The organism is Herbaspirillum sp. SJZ107 (assembly GCF_006715485.1).
Lineage (GTDB): Bacteria > Pseudomonadota > Gammaproteobacteria > Burkholderiales > Burkholderiaceae_D > Telluria.
This window is the reverse complement of record NZ_VFNH01000006.1, coordinates 72,851-93,957: the sequence shown is the minus strand read 5'-3', so window position 1 is coordinate 93,957 and position 21,107 is coordinate 72,851. Positions and strand designations below refer to the sequence as shown.

At 62.2% G+C, this 21,107-nt stretch carries 21 protein-coding genes; 10 read left to right on the top strand and 11 right to left on the bottom strand.

Annotated elements, in window-relative coordinates:
* The first annotated feature begins 887 nt into the window (after positions 1–887).
* A complete protein-coding gene (locus FBX97_RS28305; protein WP_141839140.1) occupies positions 888–1,649 on the top strand; it encodes a hypothetical protein in 762 nt (253 codons plus the stop codon).
* Complete coding sequence (locus FBX97_RS28300) at positions 1,646–2,911, top strand: tyrosine-type recombinase/integrase (protein WP_141839138.1); 1,266 nt, start codon at positions 1,646–1,648, stop codon at positions 2,909–2,911. The genes FBX97_RS28305 and FBX97_RS28300 overlap by 4 nt, the downstream gene beginning before the upstream one ends.
* 403 nt (positions 2,912–3,314) lie before the next feature.
* Here the strand turns inward: FBX97_RS28300 and FBX97_RS30505 are convergent, their stop codons facing one another.
* A complete protein-coding gene (locus FBX97_RS30505; protein ID WP_141839136.1) occupies positions 3,315–5,591 on the bottom strand; it encodes a VIT and VWA domain-containing protein in 2,277 nt (758 codons plus the stop codon).
* A complete protein-coding gene (locus FBX97_RS28290) occupies positions 5,588–6,061 on the bottom strand; it encodes a helix-turn-helix domain-containing protein (protein ID WP_141839133.1) in 474 nt (157 codons plus the stop codon). Before FBX97_RS28290 ends, FBX97_RS30505 begins: the two co-directional genes overlap by 4 nt.
* Before the next feature lie 192 nt (positions 6,062–6,253).
* Here FBX97_RS28290 and FBX97_RS28285 point away from each other — a divergent pair, with 192 nt between their 5' ends.
* The 4 genes from FBX97_RS28285 to FBX97_RS28270 all read left to right on the top strand — a co-directional run bounded on the left by FBX97_RS28285 (position 6,254) and on the right by FBX97_RS28270 (position 9,234).
* Entirely contained in the window at positions 6,254–6,760 is a 507-nt protein-coding gene (locus FBX97_RS28285; protein WP_141839131.1) for a hypothetical protein, read from the top strand.
* Entirely contained in the window at positions 6,757–7,131 is a 375-nt protein-coding gene (locus FBX97_RS28280) for a hypothetical protein (RefSeq protein ID WP_141839129.1), read from the top strand. Before FBX97_RS28285 ends, FBX97_RS28280 begins: the two co-directional genes overlap by 4 nt.
* A 40-nt stretch (positions 7,132–7,171) precedes the next feature.
* Complete coding sequence (locus tag FBX97_RS28275; RefSeq protein ID WP_141839126.1) at positions 7,172–7,828, top strand: hypothetical protein; 657 nt, start codon at positions 7,172–7,174, stop codon at positions 7,826–7,828.
* A gap of 326 nt (positions 7,829–8,154) precedes the next feature.
* Complete coding sequence (locus FBX97_RS28270) at positions 8,155–9,234, top strand: hypothetical protein (RefSeq protein ID WP_141839124.1); 1,080 nt, start codon at positions 8,155–8,157, stop codon at positions 9,232–9,234.
* Positions 9,235–9,620: 386 nt separating this feature from the next.
* Here FBX97_RS28270 and FBX97_RS28265 read toward each other — a convergent pair whose 3' ends face one another.
* Positions 9,621–10,277 (bottom strand): SGNH/GDSL hydrolase family protein, encoded by a 657-nt coding sequence (locus FBX97_RS28265; RefSeq protein ID WP_185748789.1) that lies wholly within the window; start codon positions 10,275–10,277, stop codon positions 9,621–9,623.
* Positions 10,278–10,386: 109 nt separating this feature from the next.
* Between FBX97_RS28265 and FBX97_RS28260 the strand changes: the two genes are divergently transcribed.
* A complete protein-coding gene (locus tag FBX97_RS28260) occupies positions 10,387–10,587 on the top strand; it encodes a hypothetical protein (protein ID WP_141839120.1) in 201 nt (66 codons plus the stop codon).
* Positions 10,588–10,657: 70 nt separating this feature from the next.
* On the opposite strand, the gene FBX97_RS28255 is transcribed toward FBX97_RS28260, so the two are convergent.
* The 3 genes from FBX97_RS28255 to FBX97_RS28245 are packed head-to-tail and all read right to left on the bottom strand — an operon-like array spanning position 10,658 to position 12,812.
* Positions 10,658–11,467 (bottom strand): NADAR domain-containing protein, encoded by an 810-nt coding sequence (locus tag FBX97_RS28255; RefSeq protein WP_185748788.1) that lies wholly within the window; start codon positions 11,465–11,467, stop codon positions 10,658–10,660.
* A gap of 57 nt (positions 11,468–11,524) precedes the next feature.
* Complete coding sequence (locus FBX97_RS28250; protein WP_141839116.1) at positions 11,525–12,439, bottom strand: hypothetical protein; 915 nt, start codon at positions 12,437–12,439, stop codon at positions 11,525–11,527.
* A 58-nt stretch (positions 12,440–12,497) separates the two neighbouring features.
* A complete protein-coding gene (locus FBX97_RS28245; RefSeq protein ID WP_141839113.1) occupies positions 12,498–12,812 on the bottom strand; it encodes a hypothetical protein in 315 nt (104 codons plus the stop codon).
* Between the two features lie 339 nt (positions 12,813–13,151).
* Between FBX97_RS28245 and FBX97_RS28240 the strand changes: the two genes are divergently transcribed.
* The 3 genes from FBX97_RS28240 to FBX97_RS29780 all read left to right on the top strand — a co-directional run bounded on the left by FBX97_RS28240 (position 13,152) and on the right by FBX97_RS29780 (position 16,920).
* Positions 13,152–15,257 (top strand): AAA family ATPase, encoded by a 2,106-nt coding sequence (locus tag FBX97_RS28240; protein ID WP_141839110.1) that lies wholly within the window; start codon positions 13,152–13,154, stop codon positions 15,255–15,257.
* 260 nt (positions 15,258–15,517) lie between these two features.
* Positions 15,518–16,642: a hypothetical protein gene (locus tag FBX97_RS28235; RefSeq protein WP_141839108.1), complete on the top strand. Its 1,125-nt coding sequence runs from the start codon at positions 15,518–15,520 to the stop codon at positions 16,640–16,642.
* Between the two features lie 107 nt (positions 16,643–16,749).
* Complete coding sequence (locus tag FBX97_RS29780; protein WP_185748787.1) at positions 16,750–16,920, top strand: hypothetical protein; 171 nt, start codon at positions 16,750–16,752, stop codon at positions 16,918–16,920.
* Between the two features lie 241 nt (positions 16,921–17,161).
* Here FBX97_RS29780 and FBX97_RS28230 read toward each other — a convergent pair whose 3' ends face one another.
* The 5 genes from FBX97_RS28230 to FBX97_RS28210 form a co-directional block, all read right to left on the bottom strand.
* Positions 17,162–17,737, bottom strand: coding sequence for a hypothetical protein (locus FBX97_RS28230; protein ID WP_141839106.1), 576 nt, complete (start codon positions 17,735–17,737; stop codon positions 17,162–17,164).
* A 129-nt stretch (positions 17,738–17,866) separates the two neighbouring features.
* Positions 17,867–18,373 (bottom strand): YqiA/YcfP family alpha/beta fold hydrolase, encoded by a 507-nt coding sequence (locus FBX97_RS28225; RefSeq protein ID WP_141839104.1) that lies wholly within the window; start codon positions 18,371–18,373, stop codon positions 17,867–17,869.
* Positions 18,374–18,759: 386 nt separating this feature from the next.
* Positions 18,760–19,764, bottom strand: coding sequence for a YafY family protein (locus FBX97_RS28220; protein WP_255517667.1), 1,005 nt, complete (start codon positions 19,762–19,764; stop codon positions 18,760–18,762).
* Positions 19,765–19,850: 86 nt separating this feature from the next.
* Complete coding sequence (locus tag FBX97_RS28215; RefSeq protein WP_141839102.1) at positions 19,851–20,039, bottom strand: hypothetical protein; 189 nt, start codon at positions 20,037–20,039, stop codon at positions 19,851–19,853.
* A 5-nt stretch (positions 20,040–20,044) separates the two neighbouring features.
* Positions 20,045–20,422 carry a hypothetical protein gene (locus tag FBX97_RS28210; RefSeq protein ID WP_141839100.1) on the bottom strand — a complete coding sequence of 126 codons (378 nt, stop codon included), beginning with the start codon at positions 20,420–20,422 and terminating at the stop codon, positions 20,045–20,047.
* Between the last annotated feature and the right edge of the window lie 685 nt (positions 20,423–21,107).

The following is a 21,107-nucleotide window of genomic DNA, read 5'->3' as shown; positions in this document are numbered from 1 at the left end:
ATCTTCCTCCAGGAAAATAGATTCAACCCGCCTCCCGGCGGGTATTTTTTTGCCCGTTTCTCTCCTGTCAGAAGAGCTCGGCGGCCAGTGTTCTTGATTCGCTTTGGCGCCAGGGTACTGGACTCCCATAATCCTAGCGAAAAGCCAGCGCTTGGCCAAGCCGAACTCAGTCGTTCACACATCAACGTCTGTTCATTGTCGGTCTCTCGACAATTTTTCGAAGCCGTCGGGTTTGCGCGGCCCGTCGTCTAGTTTTGCGGACAGAGGCCAGCCAGGGTGTATTGGCATGCCAGCATCGGGCCTCAGCGTTCGTCCTCGACAGCGATCGCCTGCGATGCCGTGACGTGTCACAGAAAACGTGCCGATTCTGGCCGCTGGTCTATTTACCTGCGGAACTTATCTTTGACCTGTCCAGAACATCATCAACAAATCCGCCCAGCCGCTTGGCTCCGATGTTGACGTCACTTTGTCGCTGAGCTACGCCCGCTGCGCCAGCTGGCGTGCGTCCTAGTTCTGAACCATTCTATTTTATTGCCATTATGAAATCTATTTCCTTGGTTGGGCTGGCCCGTTCCCGTCAGGTCTCGGTCGCGAAAACGCGCCCGTGAAACGCTGAAACCGTTCGGCAAATCTACTCAACATAACGCGGGCTATGTTGAACAGAACCCGGGTGTGAAACAAAAACGCTTTCGCAAAAACTTTCGACTTAATACTGGCTAAGTCGAAAGTTGGGTTTTGACACTTGTTTTAATACCGGTTAAGCTACCGCTACACTGTTCAGCTAACGTTGTGGTCTCTGTGTTCACTCTTCCCGTTAAAGCATTCCAAACGCGTCGATTGCACCCGGTACGCGGCGTGGCAATTTTCGATCGCGTCACGGAAACACGATGAGCCGTCCGCCCTTTTCATTGTCCGACGACCAAGCGCGTGAGCTCGTGCAGCGCGTCGTGCCCTTGCTCGATCGCCATCCAGTCGATCCACGCGACCATCGGCCGTTCCTGCGCGCCTTTATGCGGGCCGTTTATGAGGTGACCAACAAGCTGTATGGGCCTGACATCTATCGACGACTGCTGCGTGCGTATGCCCCAGGTCGTAATCCGTCGACGTCGACCATCGCCATCGAAAAAGACGCGCTCGAGCGAGAACTCACGGTACCGACGCCGTCGCTACCTGCTGGATCAGTCCAACAGCCGATGGTTGCTGCGGTGCCGGATATCGCGGCCATTCGCGCGATGTTCACGGAATCGATGCCGCAGTTTGCGCGCCTCGCTGCCCAAGCCGGTCGCGATGCCCAAGTCGACTATTTGAATGCCAGGCTGCGCGAGGCCGAGCGTGCGACCAGTGAAGCGCGTGCGCAAGCCGCACGGCTTGCCAGCGAGGTGCAAGCGCAGACCGCGCGTGCTGACCTCCTCGCCCGTGAACTGGCAGCGAGTCAGGCCATCCACGCCCAGCAGCAACAGACGCTCGCTGGACTGACCGAAGAACTCAAGGGACAACGGCTGTTTGCGATGCAGTCGATTGAGATGGGACGTGCCGAAACGCGGTTTGCGAAGGAACGCTCAGCGGAACTGCAATCCAAAATCGATCGGCTTGAAATGACGATCGATCAGCTGCGCATGGCGCGCGGCGTTCACGGAGGGATGCGATGAGAGACACGTCTGACGAACTGGTAACTACAAGCGACAATAGCGTCGTCGTTGCGGCGACCTGGCGCGCGGTCGAAGTATGGCTGGACGGCGTGCGTCATAACGGTGGCGACTTCAGCGAAGAGACAGCGAACACGTACAGCTACCACATTGCAAAGTTCCGTTGGTACTGCGACCGGATCGGCGTTTCTCCTGTTGACTGGAACCAAGCCCACGCCAACGCGTTTATTACGTTCTTGCGCGACCTGCCTGCCGAATGCCTCTGCCGCAAGATCGAAAGCGGACGGACTCGTAAAGGTCCGGACGGCAGTGAGCAGCCTTTGCTGCGTTTTGCCAAAGCCGACGAACCTGGTTACACCCCCTTCCGCACTACCCCATCGGCTGGTAGTCGCGACGACATCCTGCGCTGCATCCGCGCCCTCTTTAATACGCTGCACGAGGATGGGATCATCCGCCGTAACCCGATGGCGCGTGTCAAAACGCGGAAATCGCGGCGGCTCAATGCGGAGCGGTCGCTCGATCTCGACTTGTACGCGTATGTGGTCGAGTACCTCAACGCCCTGCCCGTTGTTGACGACAACGCTGCACGGCTACGCGCGCGGGACCAGTTCGCGTTCGTGGCGTTGCGCGAGTTAGGTCTGCGCGCCTCTGAACTGGTCGGCGCGCGTATGCGCGATGTGTATCCATTAACCGATCCAAAAACTGCGCGTACCTATTGGATATTAAGAGTCGACGACGAACACGCTAAGGGGAGCAAGGGGCGCGACGTGCCAATGACACGGTCCGTGTTCGAAGAATTGATGACGTACCGCGGTGCATTCGGACTGACGGCGGTACCGGAACCGGGCGAAGACTATGGACTGCTGCTTTCGGTGCAAACGAAGAAGGTCGCGATCGGCAGTCGGTTGGTTACTGAAGCGAAGTCGCGGCGCTACTTCCGCGCCTGGGCTAGCATCACTTCGCGCAAGAGCCTATATCTGATTGTCAAAAATCGGCTCGACCAGGTGGCGGTCTCTCTCGAGCGAAACAACCGGGGTAGTGAGGCTGCACAGTTACGTGAGGTGTCTCCACACTGGTTGCGTCATACGTTCGCCAAGGCTTTAATTGTGCGCGGCCGCGATATCCGTGTGGTGGCCGAGTCCTTAGGCCACGCCAGCGTGACAACAACCATGGCATATACCCGGCAGAGCGCGCTCGACCAGATCCGTGAATATGTGAAAGATAGTGATGATTTGGCGACGCAAGGGGCGAAACCTATTGAGTGAATCTGCATACGTGTGCACGCCTTATTTGCTATGGTGAATCCGGGCGCGAACGGCGTGCGGGTTCGGTTCTGGCCGGAGCACCAAAAAACTGTATCATCACGTACCACAACGTACCGGAACCCGTGATTCTCATGGAAGACGCGGTTTTTTTGTTGTGCCGAGCCGTGCTATCAAAAACCGCCACATACCATCAAAAAGATGGTCGCGTTGTTGGTACCAAAAATACCCTCAAAAATCGGTACCATCATGGCCCTCAGTGTAGGGCGGCGTCTAGTCGGTAGATCGAACGCCAACGAAGACCAATTTCAGCCTGCAGCTTGCAGCCTTTGCGAAATACCGACGCGTAAGTAGGCAACGCACATGACCCTTGTTGCATCCCCTGGGACTCACCGTCCCGCCCGGTCTAGTCAGCGGCGCGCCGCAGCCAGGCGGGCATTTCCTGCAACGCGACGCCGCTCCGGGCATGAAACGCTTCAAGCACGATGTGTCGCACCCGCTGCTCGAGCCCGGCAGAGGCGGGACGAAGGCCAGCGACCAGTCGTCGAAGCACATCAAGCGCCCGCCGAGCGAAACTGTCGTTTCCGAACTGTCTCACTAACATAGCAATGAAGGCGTCGGTAATGTCCTGCTCGGCATAGCCGGCTTCGACCAGTAGACGCAGCGCTGCCGTCACATGCACAGGCAGGTATGCGCTGATCCCGTCCAGCGTTGTCGGGACTGCAGTGTCGCCACTGCCGGCTTCCGGCGCCAGCGCCTCGACAAAGCGTCGCAGTGCGTCGCGGTACGCGTACTCTGCATCGGGTACCTGCTTACGCAGGAACGCCGGGATATCGTAGGTCTCAACCCCGTTTTGGCTTACCCGCAGCATCGCCGAGCTCTCCTCGCGCCGCCAGACGGCAGGCATCGCCGGCGTTGCTCCATGGCGGCTCGCGCGCAGCGTCGGCGCGGCTGTGCTGTCGGTGGCGTTTCCGGATCCACGCCAGCCGGCTGGCAGCGCATGGGTGACGCGCCGCAGCGCCGGCATGTCTGTCGCCTTTTCCGCGTCGGGCCGTTCATGCACCAGCACGAGGTTGGTGGTCGGGCTGACCAACGCGTACTGTAGCCCCAACGCGTGCCGTTCGGCGGCAGTAGAACCGGTCATGCGCGCCGCCGCGGCTACCCGTGCAAGGGTTGTACCGTCAACGGTCACGCCTGCCGTCGCCGCGTCGGCGTGGTGTGCTACCCCATCAGGATTCTGTGTCCATCCGAGGGTGGCGCGGCGCGGTGGCTGCGCCGCGAAACCTGCAAAATGGTGGACGGTCTCCCCTGCTAGTACGACCCGCCCGGAGCGGGTTTGCCATTCAGGCGCGATGTCCCAGCTAACTGTCACGTCGCGTACTGGTGGCTGGCGCATGCGCCGGAACATGCGCAGGATCGCACCAGGGATCTCGGTATGCGCCGCAACGCATTCGCACGCGCCGCCGGTCCGGCTCGCCAATGCATGCAGCAGGCCGGACGCCGGCGCGCTGCCGATGCCAACCGCGAACACACGCTGCCCGGCCTGTTCTGCGCGCGCCACGAGTTCGTCCGCTTCCCATACATCGCCGTCGGTCACCAGGAGGACGTCGGCTTCGAACGGCTGCGCCAGCGCGAAGGTCGACGCCAGTGCGGCGGCGAGTTCGGTGCCGCCCATGTCGGCTCGGGTCTCCGCAATCCATTCGCTGGCCTTCTTGACCGCACGCGGCGTGGCTGCCATTAGCGAACTACTGCAATGGTTCACGTCGCTGCCGAAGCAGCTGAAGCTGAAGCTGTCGTCCAGCTCCAGGTGCGCCAGCACATCGTGCAGCGCCCGGCGGGCGGCATCGATCCGGTCCCCGTTCATCGAGCCCGAACAGTCCACCAGGATCTTGAGGTTCAGGCCCGCATTGGCCTTCTGCTCGCACTCTGGCGGACAGAAGCTGGCAAGCGCCACATAGCCTTCGCCATCGCGACCGAGGGTCGTCAGGGATTTCCCCGCGAGCCCTTCTGCCAGCACCACCACGTCACGGTCGAGACGCGCGTCGCCAGCCAGGGCCAGGACCATGGTGCCCTCATGGGCACGCGTCGACAACGCGTGTGAAGGCGAACTCAATGCGGCGCCTGCCATGTCGCCATGAAGCACCAGGCGCAAAGAGAACGGATGGGCCTGCAGTGGATCGTTCTTGACGAACTGATGGGGCTGCATGCCGGTACGTGCCGGATTGCCGTAGCGCGGCCCGATGACCGTCGGGACCACGATCCGTACCTGTCCCTGGGTGAATGACAGCAATTGCGCATACCTGAAGCGTACGGTGGCGCGCTCGTGCGCCAGCAGGTTGCCGACGCTGACGGTGTACATGCCATCGCCGGCACGCTCCACCATGACGGCCGAGTCGCCGGCTTCTAGCGCCCCTTCGTACCGGCGTTCGCCATCGGCCTTGGCGGTAACGGTCCCTTTCAGGACCTTGCCGCCGATGTGTACCTCGACCTCGAGCAGAACCGCGTTCCACGGCACCGGGAACGTGTAGACGGCCTCGATGTTGTCGTCGCCAGGGTTCAGGTAGCACTGCTCGATGTCGAGCTCGAACAGCAGCCCATGCACGCTACCTTCGGCGCGGACGGATTGCAGGACGGAGCCAGTGTCGACGGCAGACGGCGCTTCGGGAAGGTAGATGGCACTCATGCGGGCGGGTCCTCGTTTCTGATCTTCTGGTAGGCGGCCGTGACGGCCGCAAAAAACTGCCTGGACTGTTCGGACGACATCTGGGCGACGGCCGGGTTCAGCTTTACCTCGACGCCGTCGGCCACCACGAAGTGGCTCCAGACCTCGATGGTGCCAGTACGCTCGCGCTGGCGCGGCGGCGGGAGGCCGGCGCCGCTGATCAGCTCGCGAACACGCTCCAGCGACAGCCCGGCTTGCGTCCAGTGACGGATGGCGAGCAGCTGTTCGAGGTGCTTGCGGTGATAGCGGGCGCCTCTCGTCTCCCCTGCCGGCCTGTCGACCAGCCCGATCTGGATGTAGTACCGCACCGTGCGCTTCGGCAGATCGGCCAGTGTGCACAGTTCGTCGATGCTGAACTCGCGCGTCGCGGCATCTGCTAAGGCACCCGTTGCGGTGCCTTCCTGGGAATCGGTGATTTGTATGTTCGCCATGTTTGTGACATTAATTTATGACACTAAAACTGTCAATATATAAATCCGAAATTTGTTGTGCCGTCGAGTAGTGCCGGAACCACGCCAGCGTGCGGACGTCGAAACCCGCTTGCCTGAGCCTCGCGAGAAGCGTAGTATTCAATCTAAGCAATATAAACAAGCAAATATTGCATACGATACTGCGAGGAAATTTTGAAGGCAATTACATTAGTCCAGTCGACGCAGGAAGCGATTGAGAACATTACACTGTTCAACTCTCTCCTCCAGGATGAAAAAGGCCGTTCGCACTTGGTCAGGCTCTTACCCCATGTTCAGTCGTGGTATGCCGTGAAGACAGCCGAAGGGTACCGCTTTGGACCCAGCAAATTCATCGGCTACGCTGGCATGAGCGCGGAACTGTATGCCAGCGAGACTGGCGCGGGAGGTCGTCTCGACGGGCGCGTTACCGAAAAAAAACTGTCGCCTTGGGCAGTCCCGGTGAGTGAGGAAGACGCCAGGTTCGCCCAGTTGAATACGGCGCTGGCGCGGTTTTGCGCAGCCTACGGCACGTTTCCGAATAGCCGCTCCAGGATCTCGATATTCGAGCCCTCCAAAAAGGAGGGCGTGACAGAGATGGAGCAGGTACGAGCGCTCTGTGTGCTCATCGGTGCGTTGTCGGAGAAGGGAAAGCGCGAATTGAAACGCCTAGCGTTCGCATGAACAGGCTGTCACCGCGAGGAACGGCGCACTTCGAGGCACGGATTGGGCAGCGGATCGGACTTCAAACCGATCCTCGCAGTGTCCAGGCGATGCTGGCCGGGCGCGACGATGCGAGAACCAGGCTGTTTGAGCGCTTCGCGGAAAAAGTCAGGGCACACGCTCCGTATTTCGATGGCGAGACAGTGGATGCGCATTACCGGCGTCTCGAACTCGGTACACGCGTCAAGGTCATTCGCCTGCCTCGTCAATGGCAACCACGCGCCGCGCGCTGGCTGTTGCACGCGCTCTTGGTATTGCTGACAGCGGAAACGCTCATAGCGCTTTACCAGGATAGTTGCAAGACAAGCCGGCTACGAAGGAAGCGCAGCTGACCAGGCATATTACGTTATTAAATTTGTAGGGAGAGGGATCATGAAAGGACTCGTTTCTTGGAAGTCGGACCATTTGCGCGAGGAATGGGATGGAGAGGTAGAAATATGCGTAAAGCAAGGCAGTAATATTAATCTCGTGTTCAGCTGTACCGACTTGGGCGAGGGACAGATCACCTTGGCCGATACCGATGAGGTGCAGGTCGTCACGAGCCGTTTCCTGTACTACGGCCAGCAGGTGGCGACGCAGGTGGGTGTTCGCGGACGCTTCTCGCAGCACGCCGACGCATTGGTTTTCGAGGGAGCGTGGACAGACCCGATCGATGGAACGGGCGAGTGGAAGTTCACGATCGACCTGGACACCGATGCGATGCCTGAACTCCGCCACGCCGCAGCCTCGACGGACAAGGACGCGACGTCCGGTGAAGAAAGGTCGTTCAATGACATGTTGTCACCCGGCCAGGTCACCGAGTGGTATCCCGTCGACGTCGAGCCGGCTCGGCCTGGGCTGTACCAGGTCCTGCTCGAGCGCCAGGCTGGAACGGTCGAGTATGCGAACTGGAACGGGGCCGAATGGAGCCTGAAGGCGCCAACGGCAAATGCGTCGTCTAGCATCCACCCGCGCATGAATGCGGGAACAGGCGATATAAAGTCCTGGCGTGGCCTGACCGAGGCTGGCGCGATGGCGCTGACCTGGTAAGAGCAATCGGACAGCTGCGAAGTCGCTGATCGCCGGCGGGCATGTACCGCGCTGGCAAGGCGTTAGTGTCCCCGCTTGAACCTCGCTTACACGCTTCGGATGTCGAGTAGCTGCAAACAGCCCCGTTCACCTTGTTGGAATCAACGCGATCATGGTCCGGCAGCCCGCGCCCAGGCACGCCGGAGGACCGCAAGCATGCGGCCTGCGACATGCCCTGTCGCCACGCCGGCTAACATCAGGGCTGCCTGGCCATGCCGGGTCTACGGATGACACCGGTACCGACATGGTCGCCACCTTTTCAGCCACCGCTCACAGGAATTCACACGATGTCCGACCTACGCTGGTATCTCCCGCTTGAAGAGTGCAGCACCCTCGACGGCATCCGCAGCCAGTGGCAGACGCTGCTCGAACGGAGCCAGATGGCACCGTGGCACAACGCCCCGCGCTACGGCGACGCGATGCTGTCCTTCCTTGGCGCTTGCACGCTGGCGCCACAGCTGAAGCTTGCCGCCGTCCTCGCCTGCGGTTCGGCATTCGACTTCGATTTCCGGCTCGCGGTCGGGCTGCTCAAGGAGCAGGTCGATGCCTTGGACACGCCATGGCCAGCGCAGGTCAGCGGCGCGGTCAGCGACAATGGCCCTGCCCTGCCGGTCGACAGCGCCGATCCGTGGCTCCGCGCCTTCATCGCCGGACGCCTGGCCGGCCTGCGCGAAACCTTCGGGCACGACGGCCTGCGCGCGGACGACTGGCGCGCTGCGTTCTGGAACCGCTACCTGGAGATGGCCTGCCGCCATGCCGATACCGGCGGCGTGGCAACGGCGCTGGCGCAGGGCGCCGATCCGCGCGCGGATAGCCATGCGGCCGTCCTGGTGCCGGCGAAAGGCGTGCACGGGCGCTTCATGCCGGAGTCCGGGCCCCTGACGCCGGACCGGACCGATGTCGACTACCAGCGCATCCTGCTGCAGCTGGTCGATGGCGGGCTGCCGCTTGCGGACATGCTGGAGGTGGCGCTGCCGCCCGCTGCGGCTGCCGACAACACGGACATGCTCGGGTTCCTACTCGCGCAGGGCGCCGATATCCGTGGCGCGGGCGGTCCGGCGCTGGCCGCTGCCGCCAGAAGCGCGGCCGGCGACGCGCTCGGCTGGCTGCTTGCCATGGGGCGGACGTTCATGCCGGCGGAGAAGCGGCGCTGCTTGCCGCCGTCGCATCGCTTGACGAAACCATTGTCGGCACGCTGCTCATGGCCGGAGCTGACCTGGCCGAGTGCGCGGACGCCGTCTTCCGCATCGCGCTGTCGTCGCGGCCATACGACCTGTACTCGGACGAATCCGACTTGGTCGACCTGCGCGCCGGCATGCTGGCCTGCTTGCTCCGCCACGGTGTCAGGCCCGACAGCACGGAGCTAGCCGGGTTCCTGCGCCGGACGCCGCACGCAAGGAAAGTGATCGCTGTCGCCGCTGCGGACCGCACGATCAGCGCCGACGGGGCCAGGTTGCTGGGCAACTTGGCGATAGAGGCCTAGGTGGTGGAGTGCGTTGCGGAGCCCGCAATGCCCAGCGTAGAGAGATACGAAATACGCCAACGTGCGGTCGCCACAAGCGGTAGCCAACGCATGTTCGGTATTGTCGGGTCTGTGGTTCCACGCTGATGATCGCCCGACAGCCATGCAGTCACGGCCGTGCCTCGGTCCTGTCATCAACCATCTTGCTTCGGCAAGCTGGGGGCGCTCCTGGTTTCCTATGAAAGGCGGCAGCGCGGAAGGGCATGACCGCGGGCGCAGGCGATGAAAACGTCACGAAGAGCTCGTTCGTGCGGGGCCGTACACGACCGTATGCCTGGCGGCCGGATCTTGCCCGCGCACCAGTTGTGCGATCGCGTCAGCGATCTTGGCGCCACCGGCGCTAGATGGCTCGATTGGCGAGACGGCCGCATAATCGTCCGGGTGGTCGCAGACCAGGCGCAGGTCAAGCACCGGCAGGCGGTGCACCGCCGCTTCGCGCAGGATGACGTCGTTGAAAGGCGCCAGTGCCGTGCGCAGTCCCGGCGCGAGCCCGGGCACGCTGTCGTAGATGGTGGCCAGCGCCAGCGGCGTGCGCCTCGACAGCAGCAAATTCACCATGCGCCGGTAGTCGCGCCGGAAGCCGGCCTGCCAGTCGGCGAGCATGCCCGCCGCCTCGATCACTGAGGCTACCTTCGACTGCATGGCGCCGACGAGTCCAAGGACATCGTTGCCGCCGCAGCTGACCACCAGCCAGTCTGCCGCCGGCAGGGTGTGCAGCTTTGCCACCTGCTCCAGCATGTCCGCCACCACGCTGCCGTCGCGTGCCAGCAGCGATACCCGGTCCGCCGGTCCAAGCACCGACTGCAGCCGGGCCTGCACGTGCGTGCCTTCGACAACGTAGGGAGCGTTGTCGAAGATCGAATCCCCCATCAGAACAATGTGCCCCATCCGCGCTTCCTCCATCAACAGACGGCAACATGGTCGCATATGGCCGCGACATATCGTGTCGCATGCCTGCGTAGACTCTGGCCCATGACCTGAAAGAAGGAGCATCGCCATGAACCGCCAAACCCTGACCGATGCGCGCCGTCACATCATCGGCTACATCGACACTGCCTCCGACGGCAAGCAGACCGCCAGGGATGCACGCCATCACATCGTCGGCCACTACGATCCGCGCACCAGAACCACGCGCGACGCGCAATTTCACCTGGTCGGGCATGGCAACCTGCTGCCGTCGCTGCTCGCCGGCTGCTAGCGCAAGCCGGACGACCGGCGGTTGCGCCAGGGCCACCATCCCGGCGCCGGCCGCCTGGGGCAGCGCCGCATCAAGCCGCAGGCCTGCCGCGCGATAGCGCGGGATCCCGTGGTAGGTCGAGGCCCAGAGCCGACCTTGCCCAGTCCAGAAAGCTGGCACGCGCCGGATCGTCGATATCGACGTCCCAGTAGTGGCGGCGCATTAGTGCGTACAGTTCCGCCATCACCTCGTCCTGGGGCGAGCTCCGGATCTGCGCCATCCAGGCGTCGTAGGTCTCCTCGCTGAAATCCGCAGATTCCAGATCCCATGCCCAGCAGCCGCTGATCCGTGTACGCAGCGAAACGGGTTCGGCATCAGGGTTGTCCTCGACTGCAGGATCGGGGCGCGGCGCCAGCATGTCCCGCGTTCGCATCAACGAGATTCCCTCCAGGTTGCGGCCGATCCATGCCGCCTTGTCCCCGAGATTCCAGCCCTCTGCCAGCAAGGGCGCGCTCCACAGGGTGCCAGGATGGGTCGTCGACACGATCAGTTGCGCGCCCGTGCCAAGAAGGACGTCAAGCATCCCCGGATCTGCCTGGAATTTGTTGGAGTTCGCCGTGACCAGGTCGAACCGCAGGTTCCTGAGCCATCTTTCCTGGCCTGCCTGCTCCGTGTCCACCGCGTCGAGATGGCGGGCGATTGCCTCTAGCTCGGCCGGCTCCGCCACTGCCAGGATGCAGTCGGCGCTGCCATACAGCTGAAGACGCATCGCCTTCATGTACAGCAGGTAATGCCAGGCGCTCAGGAAGCGGTTTCGCAGGACCTTGAATGGTGTCGGGCATCGTAAGGACAGCAGGTCGCTGGTGCTGTCGATCACGACGATTCCCGGTTCAGTACGCATGTGAATGTCCTCCATGATGGCCAGTCCGCTCCTGAAACGCGGCGTGTGCCGGCGCGTTCAGACTATGCTCGATGATGAGCCCATTGCAGGGTCGATTGCACACCCCAGCTCCCTGGCCCGCGTGAGAAAACGCTCGATATTCCCGATGCCCCATTGGTTGCTCACGGCGGCAGGACCATCCTGTAACTCGATCAGCTCGCCCGGATTCAGGTAATGGCGCCGCCAGCCTAACCTCGCATAGATATCATTCGCCTGGTCAGCCGTGGCAACGACGCCGCCCGATCCCTGCAGCGTTTTCGGAAAGGTTTTCTCCAGCTGTGCAAACGTGGTTCCGGGGTGCAGTTCGGCAAAGCGCTTCACGACTGCCAATACTAGACGGCCCTTGCCCAGGGTTTTGCCTTCGAACAGGTACTTTGTTAAGTCTTTCGTGCCCAGCAATTTGAAGTAGGAATCGGTCGTCACCAGGACGGTCCCATCCGAAGCCCGGAACCGTTGCAGCGTCAGCGCAGCGACAGGAATTCCGTCGAGAGTCTGGTATCCCGCCCGGAGCTGGTTGGCCAGCGCAGGTTCGATCGATGAGCCGACCAGGATCCCGATCCATTTCGGATTGGGAAGGGAATCGGCGCTGAAAGCCTCGTGGTACCTCGACACCAGCCGCGCCCTTTGCGCCAAGTAGCCTTCGAGCTGGGTGAGAGCAGCCTGGTCCAGTTGATGGAGTTTGAGTTCGACGATCGCTGCGTACTCCTGCGAGTAGGTGGCCAGGATGTCGATGCGGCCGTCTCTTTCCCTGTGCTTCTGGCCGAACTCAAGCGGGACTTCAGCGTCGATAACTTCGACATTGGTGAAGACGTCGTCGTCGAGGGCCAGCACCTGCTCGTTGTCGATCAGATACGCTTCCATTGAGAGTTCTCGCTTGAATGGGAATGCTTCAAGCTGCACGTCGTTCGCGGTGATATGGCGGTAGATTCGCATGAATTTTTTCTCAGTTACTCGGTTCCTTGCAGTGGCGGGCCGGCGCCAGGAACCAGCTCTACAAGCTCGTCCTGCAAGACGTAGAAAATTGCTGTACGCACCTGCAGGCCTCGCCCTCATACAGGGCGACATAACGTTCCAGCTGCGCGCGGTAGCGCTCCTCGGCGTGCCGTTCCAGGAAAGCGCGCGGCTGCGCGTCATCGCAGCGAACGGTCTTGTAGTCGATGATCCAGCGCTCTCCGCCAGCGACAAACGTCCGGTCGATGATATGGTTTGCCAGTCCGCTGCGCGGCATCCGACTGGTCAGCGGCGCCTCGGCATGTGCCTGCGCATGGTCACCCAGGATCCACCGTCCGGTGTCCGAGCGCAGCACCGTCTCCAGCGCCCTTAGCGCGCGCTGCGCAGCGTTGGCCGCTACCTGCCCGTGAAAATCCTGGCTGCGCAGCCATGCTTCGCAGGTGGGTCGTCATACTGAAGACTGAAACAAAGCGAATTGATTTCCGAGAAGAAAGTATGGCGAATGCCTTTTGGTTTGTCCATGCTGCTGACCTGAAAACGCTGGAGCGCGCCGGATCGCATGCGATTTACGGATTTTGCGTTGTCGTCGCGAGACGGCGCACGCGCGTCGGCCGGCGCCGAGGTCCCTCAATGGGGGTGCGACGTAATCCGTCGCATCGCGCTTTATGATGACTTTCTCTTAAGGAGGAGCTTCATGAAAAGTCGCCGTCGCAATACCGTCCCCAGTCTTCCTGTCAGGGAGATCGAATCCATTACCGAACTGTGGATGCTGCGTATCCTGGTTCCGCTGGCTGGTCATAAGGTGTTCGTGATGCGTAACGGATTTTCGGAAGATGCTGTCGCCCGTTCCCTCGGGGTCGGCGACTGGCTGGACAACGACGAGCTTGACTTCGACAGTGCCGCGGTCCGTACCCGTCTGCGGGAACTGCATGTCGCCGCCGAAGCACGTGCAGCCCGGCTTGCGCTGCCACCGGCACTGCAGGCCAACATGGTCCGGCTTGCGGAGCTGGTCGGGCTGTCGGAAGTCGACTGCCGCATCCTCGAGTTCGCCGCAGTGCTCCACCATGATCGCGTGCTCGATGACTGCGCGGACACGCTCGGCCACTTGAACACGGTCAAGATCGTGGACGCGCTGGCCACGGTCCTTGGCCTTGACCGGCGTTGCGTGCAAAGCGCGCTCGGCTCGCAGGGCGTGCTGGCACGCTCGGGCCTGCTGGCGATCGACCCGGGCAGCAGCGGCTATCTGCGCAGCAAGCTGGACTTGCTGTCGGACAGCTTTGCCGACCTGATCCTGGGAGGGGCAGCGGATCCGCTGACCCTGCTGAGGGACACGGTCAGCCCGAGCGCCGCGCCGCGGCTGACCCTGGATGATTACGGCCACATCGACCAGTCGCTCGCGCTGCTGCGGCCCTACCTGCAGCAAGCGCTGGCCAGTGGGCGCGCGGGCGTCAACATTTTCGTGCATGGCGCGCCGGGTACGGGGAAAAGCGAGTTTGCGCGGGCCATGGCGGCGGTGCTGGACTGCGAACTGTTCGAGGTGGCGAGCGAGGACTCCGATGGCGATCCGGTGCTGGGCGAACGCCGGCTTCGTGCCTATCGCGCGGCGCAAAGCTTTTTCGGGCAGCGCAACGCAATGATCCTGTTCGACGAAGTCGAGGATGTGTTCAACGACGGCGACCGGATGTTTGGCCGCATGAGCACGGCGCAAAAACGCAAGGCCTGGCTCAACCGCACGCTGGAACAGAATGCGGTCCCGACGCTGTGGCTGTCGAATTCCATCGACGGCATCGATCCGGCGTTCCTGCGGCGCTTTGACATGGTGATCGCTATGCCGGTCCCGCCACGCGCCCAGCGTGAACGCATCGTGCGCGATGCCTGCGGCGACGCGCTGGAAGAGGCGGCGATCCGTCGCATCGCCTCTGCACCGCAACTGGCGCCGGCGGTCGTCAGCCGCGCGGCCGACATCGTGCGCACGATCGGCGCACGGCTCGACCCGGCCGGTGCCGGACGCGCGGTCGAGTTCCTGATCGACCAGTCGCTCGAGGCGCAGGGACACGCGCCGCTGCGCCACGCAGACGCCGCACGTCTGCCCGCCGAGTACGACGCCGCCCTGCTGAATGCCGACGCCGACATGGTGGCGCTTGCCGACGGGCTGGGCAGTTCCCGCAGTGCCAGGCTCTGCCTGTATGGGCCGCCCGGTACCGGAAAAACCGCGTATGGCCGCTGGCTTGCCGAACGTCTCGAGATGCCGCTGCTGCTCTACACCGCGTCCGACCTGATTTCGAAATGGGTCGGTGAAAGCGAAAAGAACATCGCCGCGGCCTTCCGCCGCGCCGAGAGCGAAAATGGCGTGTTGCTGATCGATGAGGTGGACAGCTTCCTGCAAGACCGTACGCACGCCCGCCAGTCGTGGGAAGTGACGATGGTGAATGAAATGCTGACCCGGATGGAAGCATATTCCGGGGTGTTCATCGCTTCGACCAACCTGATGGAGGGCCTGGACCCCGCAGCGCTGCGCCGCTTCGACCTCAAAGTGTGCTTCGATTTCCTGACCCCGGCGCAGTCTGCTTTGCTGCTCGACCGGTACAGCCTGAACCTGGGCCTCGCGCCGGCGACCGCGCCTGACCAGGCGCGGCTGCGTATGCTGCGCAACGTCACGCCGGGCGACTTCGCGGCGGTGGCACGGCAGCACCGCTTCCGTCCAATCACGTCGGCTGCGGGATTTGTTCAGGCCCTTGCGCAGGAATGCATGCTGAAGGCCCCTATTTCTCCGGGAATCGGCTTTTTGCGCCAGGCCTGATGGCCTGCCCGTCACCCGGCGCGGTACCGTTAGCCTGTAGCGGCGCCGCCCGTATCGTGCATACCGGTCACGGCCTCCCTGAACAGTGCATGATGTATCGGTGCGCCGTGTTCCACGCAATCCCGTGTGACGCAGCGCGCCGGCGCTGACTGGGCCGGGTGGCGGCATGCAGCATGTTCTTCCGTACGGCTTCTTCCCAGCATGTGCCGGCCAGACGGAACCCCTATGTCAAACGGACTCATATGCCTGAACATGATCGTATGAACAGCGTGCCCCAGATAAACGGGATCGCGCCGGACATTTCGCAACTGTCGAATCGTGAAGCGGAGCGCATCCTTGCCCAGGTCGAGCTGGCCCGGCTGGCGGAAATCGATCGTTACTGGGCCCTGTGCCAGACTGATCCCGAGCGGGCGGCAAGGACAGCGGACGATGGCGCGCCGGTCATGCACGATCTCCTCGCCCTCGCGTGCAATACGTTTTCGCCCCCGAACCCCGGTGCCATTGACAGCCTGTCTAAGCTGACAGCGCGGCTGGTGGAAGTCGATGCGATCCGTGAAGCGTTGCCCGGCGAATTGCCTGACCCGCTGCGCATTGAAGCGGTCGACAGCTTCTGGGAAGACGGCATGGTCGTAGCGCTCAGAACGGTGAACGGCGAGCCTGTGCTGGTCATCCGGTTTGACGGCCCGCTGTTCAACCCAAGCACCGTAACGGATGATGCGCTGGCCGCGGACAGCAACGTGTTCGTTGTCTGCCAGAGCGGAGGTGACGCTACGCGTAGCGCGTACGAATTCCTGACGGCCTATGCCATCGGTAGCGTCACCAGCGGTGGACAATGGAAAAACGTCCAGCTCGACCTGCCGTCGCGGAATGCGCTGATGCGCGACCTCGACGCCATGGAGGCACTGGCCGTACATGGAAGCCTGAGTGACCTGCGCTTCAACACCAGACCGTTGCCGGCTTTCCCGACGACCTGTGACGCGGTGATTGCCCGGCTCCAGGCACACAGGGCGGCACTTCGCCTGCGCGGCGATATCACGCCCGAGCGGCAGGCGATCGTTGACGGCCGTACTGATCCGCTGCACCGGCGTGCCGGGGAGCTGCGCCGCCAAATGGCGGGCATGGAGGACGAGCTGTATCGGATCCGCTGCCAGATTGCGGAAGTCGAGGCTGCTGCGCTGGAGGAGGAAACCGGCTTCGCCAGGGGAGCCCGCATCCGTCATCGATGGACCGGCGACGAAGGCACGCTCGATATTGTCCACACGAGTGGAACGGCACGTTTCACCCTGTGCCGCACGGGACTGGACGTGACGGGCGACATTCGGCGGGGCGAGTGGGGAAAAGTGACAGCGCCTGCTCCGACCGGCCCGGGCAGTTCCGTGGCATAGCGTCGTGGTGGGGCAAATAAATCCCGCCTTGCTGGCGCGACAGGCCGATTCGCCACACTGCCACATACGTGTGGCCGGTCAGGCACACACTAATCCAGAGACGACAAATGTACATTCTCATTCTGACGCTGGTATTGAACCGGACCATGCCGGCGACCATGGCAACCGCCGAATTTACCAGCAGGGAAACCTGCGAAGAAGCGGTGGGCGCCTGGAAACTGCAGGCCAGAACGACCTTCAACAATGCGCTGGTGACGGCGATATGCAAACCGAAATAAAGCACGTTTCATTGTGCAGACGCGCCGGATGAGGGGCCGACCGGGTGTCGTGCGGCATCCAAGCAGTACGGCCGAGGTTGCCGGTACTCTCTGAACGGGACGACCGATGCCTAGGGCTGGATCTACATTGTTCCGCCATCAGGTCAAGTGCGGGGAGCGGTAACGAATTCGTTTTCTGCGCCCGCTCCACGGGGAAAGCATGGCGGTCACCGGAGCCGTATAAACAGCCCTATCGCCGCGCTCACACCGGATGCAGAATGTAGCTGTTATCCCCTTCGAGTTCAAACAGGATTTCGCCAGCGGCGCAATCTGGCGCATCGGACCAGACCGTCACCATGACAGCGAGCTTGTCGACGAACTCCCGCAGTGGTGCATTTCCTTCCATCAGACCCATGATTTCACCACGGGTGACGCCAGGCAGGAACAGCGGCGCGAGGGCGAGCCTGTCAGCGGACCCGGGCGGGTGCCTTTTCGCCAGCCAGTCGTGCACAAACTTCTGCAGGTTCCTGACGTCGCGATGGTAGCGGGCATCGGCAACGGACAGCTGGAAGGTTTTGGGCGGGGTCTGACATTCGACGCGACCGACCACGAAACCGTCCCGTGGCTGGCCGACGCCGGCTGCGCCGTCAAGGGCAAGTTCGACTGTCGGGCTGGCGTAGACGGCATGGCGCCGCGAAGGTCTCGCGTCCGGCCGGCAAAGCTCCCAAATATTGTCGACAAAGTAAGGCACATTCGCGGGCAGACGGGTGCCAGGGTGCCGGGTGTACACATGCCCGGGCTTGTAAGTGTCAAGACGGACCGCGCGATAGATTTGCATATGCATTCTCGGTTTGGATTGTTCTGAAAAAGTCGATGGACGCCTTCAGGCGCCTGATCGTACAGCTGACGGATTCGCATGCAGGGAAACTCGACCACCAATCGATGCCGGCAAATCCGTCCATGTGCGCTATGCAAACTTCCCGAGGAAGCTCGAAAACAGCTCGCACAGCAGGGGAATCTGTGTGGACAGCCGATGGTCGCCCTGGACCAGGTGCAAGGTGCAGCCGCTCGAGCGCGCGAACCGGACGGCATGGTCGTAGGGGATGACGTCGTCATCCCAGCCGTGCACAATTTCGGTATTTTCATGCGGGACTACGGGCGCCTGGCTCGGGTAGCCCGCCATGTGCACGGCAGGCGCGAGCAGGAACAGGCCGGATGCCCCAAGTTGCCGGGCGGCCTCGGCTGCCACCCATCCCCCCATGCTGGAACCGACCAGTAGCAGGAGGCCGCGTTCGTCACGGCAGGCCGTCACAAGCTGCTCCAGGCGCACTGCCGGATCGGTCGTGTGCGAATAATCAAGGCTGCAGGTGCGCCAGCCGGCACTGCCAGCCACCTCTGACAGGGCTACAAGCTTGCGCCCGCCAGGTCCGCTTTCCTTGCCGTGTATAAAATGAACCAAGCCTTTCCGGGTCAACTCTGCCTCCTGAATGACAACGATTTAATGCGTCCGTAACGTAACGGACCGGACAGTGCCGCCGACTATTTGCGCGCCATCTCAGCGCCTCGCACCGTGCAACTTTCCGTCAAAGGCTGCATGCCAGCGGCACCCTGTCGGATGCTGCCTGTCACGCGATGGCTACCATACCGGTCTATCGGCCGGGATGCACAGCTTACCGTGATATGCGACGGAATGCGTCGCACCAGCACGCGCGCGGTCGTCGGTAGATGACTGACGCAATGGCGCCATCGGCACGGCGTTTTAGGTGGCATTAACGGCCCAGGCCTCGGCGCTATCAGGCGGTCCGCCGCGGCGGATGGCAACGCCCTGCCCAGCTGTATCGGACCGGCGTGAAATGCTACCTATTGATACCGCGCTGCCATGCGCATTGCCGTGTCTTTCAGTTCGGCGCGCAGGTTTTCCGGACCGTGCACTTCAATGGCTGCGCCAAAGCCGGTAAGCCAGAATACGAGCGAGCGGGTGGCAGCAACGGTCGCGGTCACGTGAACCGATCCGTCCGGGCAGGACTCCAGCACCTGGTCTTCAGAGAGCGGCGTTTCAAACAGGTGTTCTGCGACCGGCCGCTGAAAAGTGGCGCGCAATACGATCGGCGGACCGGTGAGAAAACCAAACGCACCTGAGGCGATGAACGCGTCGATGTCGAAAGCCGTGTCCCGCCTTGCTTTCTCGTAGATGACGGTCGCTTCACGTATGCGGTGCAGCGCAAGCGTACGGACGCCGTCGTACTCCGCAAAGGTGCAGACCAGATAGATGATGCCGCCACGCTGCACGATTGCCAGCGGATGAACGACCGGATACAGGGTCGCCTGCACTGCATCACGTTTCTTGTAGCGCAGGGTCAGCTGCAGGTCTTTCATCAGCGCGAGGTAGACGGTACGCTGGCAGTCTTCGTTCATTGCCGGCGGCAGCAGGGGCTGCAGCGGCGCGATGCTGCGCACCTTGTTCAGCCAGGCTCTCGAGGTCACGGATTCGCCCATCGCGTTGAGGACGCGCGCAGCGCAGAGAAACTGTGGTTGCAGCGCATCCAGCGCGGTAGGCGGGAGCTGGTTGCGCAGATGCTGTTCGACCAGTTTCAGTGTCAGCGCGTCGGGTATCGACAGCCCTGGCAGATCAAAGCCGGACGCATCCCGCTGCCAGCTCCAGCCGTACGGCTTTTCGCGATCGTCGGACACGAGAGGAAACACGGTCGACAGGTCGATCAGGTCGCGCTGGATCGTGCGCGCCGTAACGTTAAAATCCGCGTCCCGAAGCTGCTGCTGCAGGTCCCTGACCGCGATTTTCGCGGGTGCGCGCGGAATCATCCGCAGCATGGTCCATTGACGGAAGAGGGTCAGATTGGCTGGCACGGAATGTTCACCGGTTGGCGGGCTGGTCTGTTTATGAAATCGCGGGTTCTGGCAGGCAGGAATACCCGTATGGTGCCAGGACGGGGTCAGAGAAGGCCTTCATTCTTGAGGGATGCGATCAGGGCTTCGCCTGTTTCCGGTTCGCTGAAGTCGTCGTCGGTCACCATCGCCGCTTCCAGAAGAGTCCGTGCATCGAGACCGCCTGCATGCCGACAGATATCGTCCACGACTGCATGCGCGCGGTTCAGGACTTCGGTCAGTTTTCTCGTGCCCATGGTGCTTATCTATGCCCACCTTCGACGACCGGATCGGTGTCTTCTTCCCAGGAGACGGCGAATGCGATACCTGCCCAACGGGCATGTGTCATGTCCCATGGATTACCCGGGTCTTTTCGCGGCCGTTTGAACCCGTAGATCATGCACGACAGTCGCTTCTCCAGGAGGCGCTGTACTTCCCTCTGGCAGTCTGCATTGCAAAGCACTGGCGCGTAGCTGAAGAAGTCGCGATCTTCCCAGGGGGACTCGAGGCTGAAGACGCGCCAGTAATACTTGTAGAATCTGGGATTGCCTTGGGGGCCGGACGGCCCGCTGCAGATCGAGACCGAAGGTTTTCGCCAGCCGCCGGTGCCGCCAAGGTTGCGATAGGTCGGACGCATCATGGTTGTTCGGACGAAGTGGATACCCGCTTTGCGACGACGCAGCCGGGCCGCCTCAGGCTGCCGGTCCGGTCCCACACCGCGCGTTGCGCGAACGCGTCGTCATCTGTTCGTAACGCTCCCTCACGGTCACCGGGTCCAGCGTATGCGCGGTATTCGCGATCTCTGCAAGGCTTACTCGAAGTACCTGTGTCAGGCGTCGCCGTAAGATAGTCTAGGCCGATCTCCCCAGCTTCGATGCGGCTGACCTCATCAGGAGGCAGTCCTGCCCTCACCGAAAGATCCTGGGGCGACACCCGGCACCGTTCGCGCAGGGCCTGCAGCCCAAGGGAGATTTGAAAATTCGAGATCATGATCATAGGGTACTGTAGGCCTAGTCCTACCGCAATATGTGCTGCAAAATTCGGTGCCGCACAGCAACACCAAGTGGCTGACAGAGAGCATTACCCTGGCATGCACGCCCACGAGACAGGATTTTTATTATTCTTACTTTGTGGAGCAAGATCCGGGAAACAGGCGCGTGCGGTGGTTCTCCAATCAGGCATGGTCAGCATATGCGCTGATGCGACGTATTGGGTCGCATCGAGCCTGCCTGGTGATCCGGCGCCCGGCGCCTGCATGAGACTGCACTTACGCAGCCTGCCGTTCAGCGACCGGCAACTGTACGAGTGCCAAGCTTCCGCATCTG

Bases quoted from the DNA above. Each gene is read 5' to 3' on its own strand.
- FBX97_RS28305 (WP_141839140.1), top strand. From the start codon at position 888: ATGAGCCGTCCGCCCTTTTCATTGTCCGACGACCAAGCGCGTGAGCTC.
- FBX97_RS28300 (WP_141839138.1), top strand. From the start codon at position 1,646: ATGAGAGACACGTCTGACGAACTGGTAACTACAAGCGACAATAGCGTC.
- FBX97_RS30505 (WP_141839136.1), bottom strand. From the start codon at position 5,591: ATGAGTGCCATCTACCTTCCCGAAGCGCCGTCTGCCGTCGACACTGGC.
- FBX97_RS28290 (WP_141839133.1), bottom strand. From the start codon at position 6,061: ATGGCGAACATACAAATCACCGATTCCCAGGAAGGCACCGCAACGGGT.
- FBX97_RS28280 (WP_141839129.1), top strand. From the start codon at position 6,757: ATGAACAGGCTGTCACCGCGAGGAACGGCGCACTTCGAGGCACGGATT.
- FBX97_RS28275 (WP_141839126.1), top strand. From the start codon at position 7,172: ATGAAAGGACTCGTTTCTTGGAAGTCGGACCATTTGCGCGAGGAATGG.
- FBX97_RS28270 (WP_141839124.1), top strand. From the start codon at position 8,155: ATGTCCGACCTACGCTGGTATCTCCCGCTTGAAGAGTGCAGCACCCTC.
- FBX97_RS28265 (WP_185748789.1), bottom strand. From the start codon at position 10,277: ATGGGGCACATTGTTCTGATGGGGGATTCGATCTTCGACAACGCTCCC.
- FBX97_RS28260 (WP_141839120.1), top strand. From the start codon at position 10,387: ATGAACCGCCAAACCCTGACCGATGCGCGCCGTCACATCATCGGCTAC.
- FBX97_RS28255 (WP_185748788.1), bottom strand. From the start codon at position 11,467: ATGCGTACTGAACCGGGAATCGTCGTGATCGACAGCACCAGCGACCTG.
- FBX97_RS28250 (WP_141839116.1), bottom strand. From the start codon at position 12,439: ATGCGAATCTACCGCCATATCACCGCGAACGACGTGCAGCTTGAAGCA.
- FBX97_RS28240 (WP_141839110.1), top strand. From the start codon at position 13,152: ATGAAAAGTCGCCGTCGCAATACCGTCCCCAGTCTTCCTGTCAGGGAG.
- FBX97_RS28235 (WP_141839108.1), top strand. From the start codon at position 15,518: ATGAACAGCGTGCCCCAGATAAACGGGATCGCGCCGGACATTTCGCAA.
- FBX97_RS29780 (WP_185748787.1), top strand. From the start codon at position 16,750: ATGTACATTCTCATTCTGACGCTGGTATTGAACCGGACCATGCCGGCG.
- FBX97_RS28230 (WP_141839106.1), bottom strand. From the start codon at position 17,737: ATGCAAATCTATCGCGCGGTCCGTCTTGACACTTACAAGCCCGGGCAT.
- FBX97_RS28215 (WP_141839102.1), bottom strand. From the start codon at position 20,039: ATGGGCACGAGAAAACTGACCGAAGTCCTGAACCGCGCGCATGCAGTC.
- FBX97_RS28210 (WP_141839100.1), bottom strand. From the start codon at position 20,422: ATGATGCGTCCGACCTATCGCAACCTTGGCGGCACCGGCGGCTGGCGA.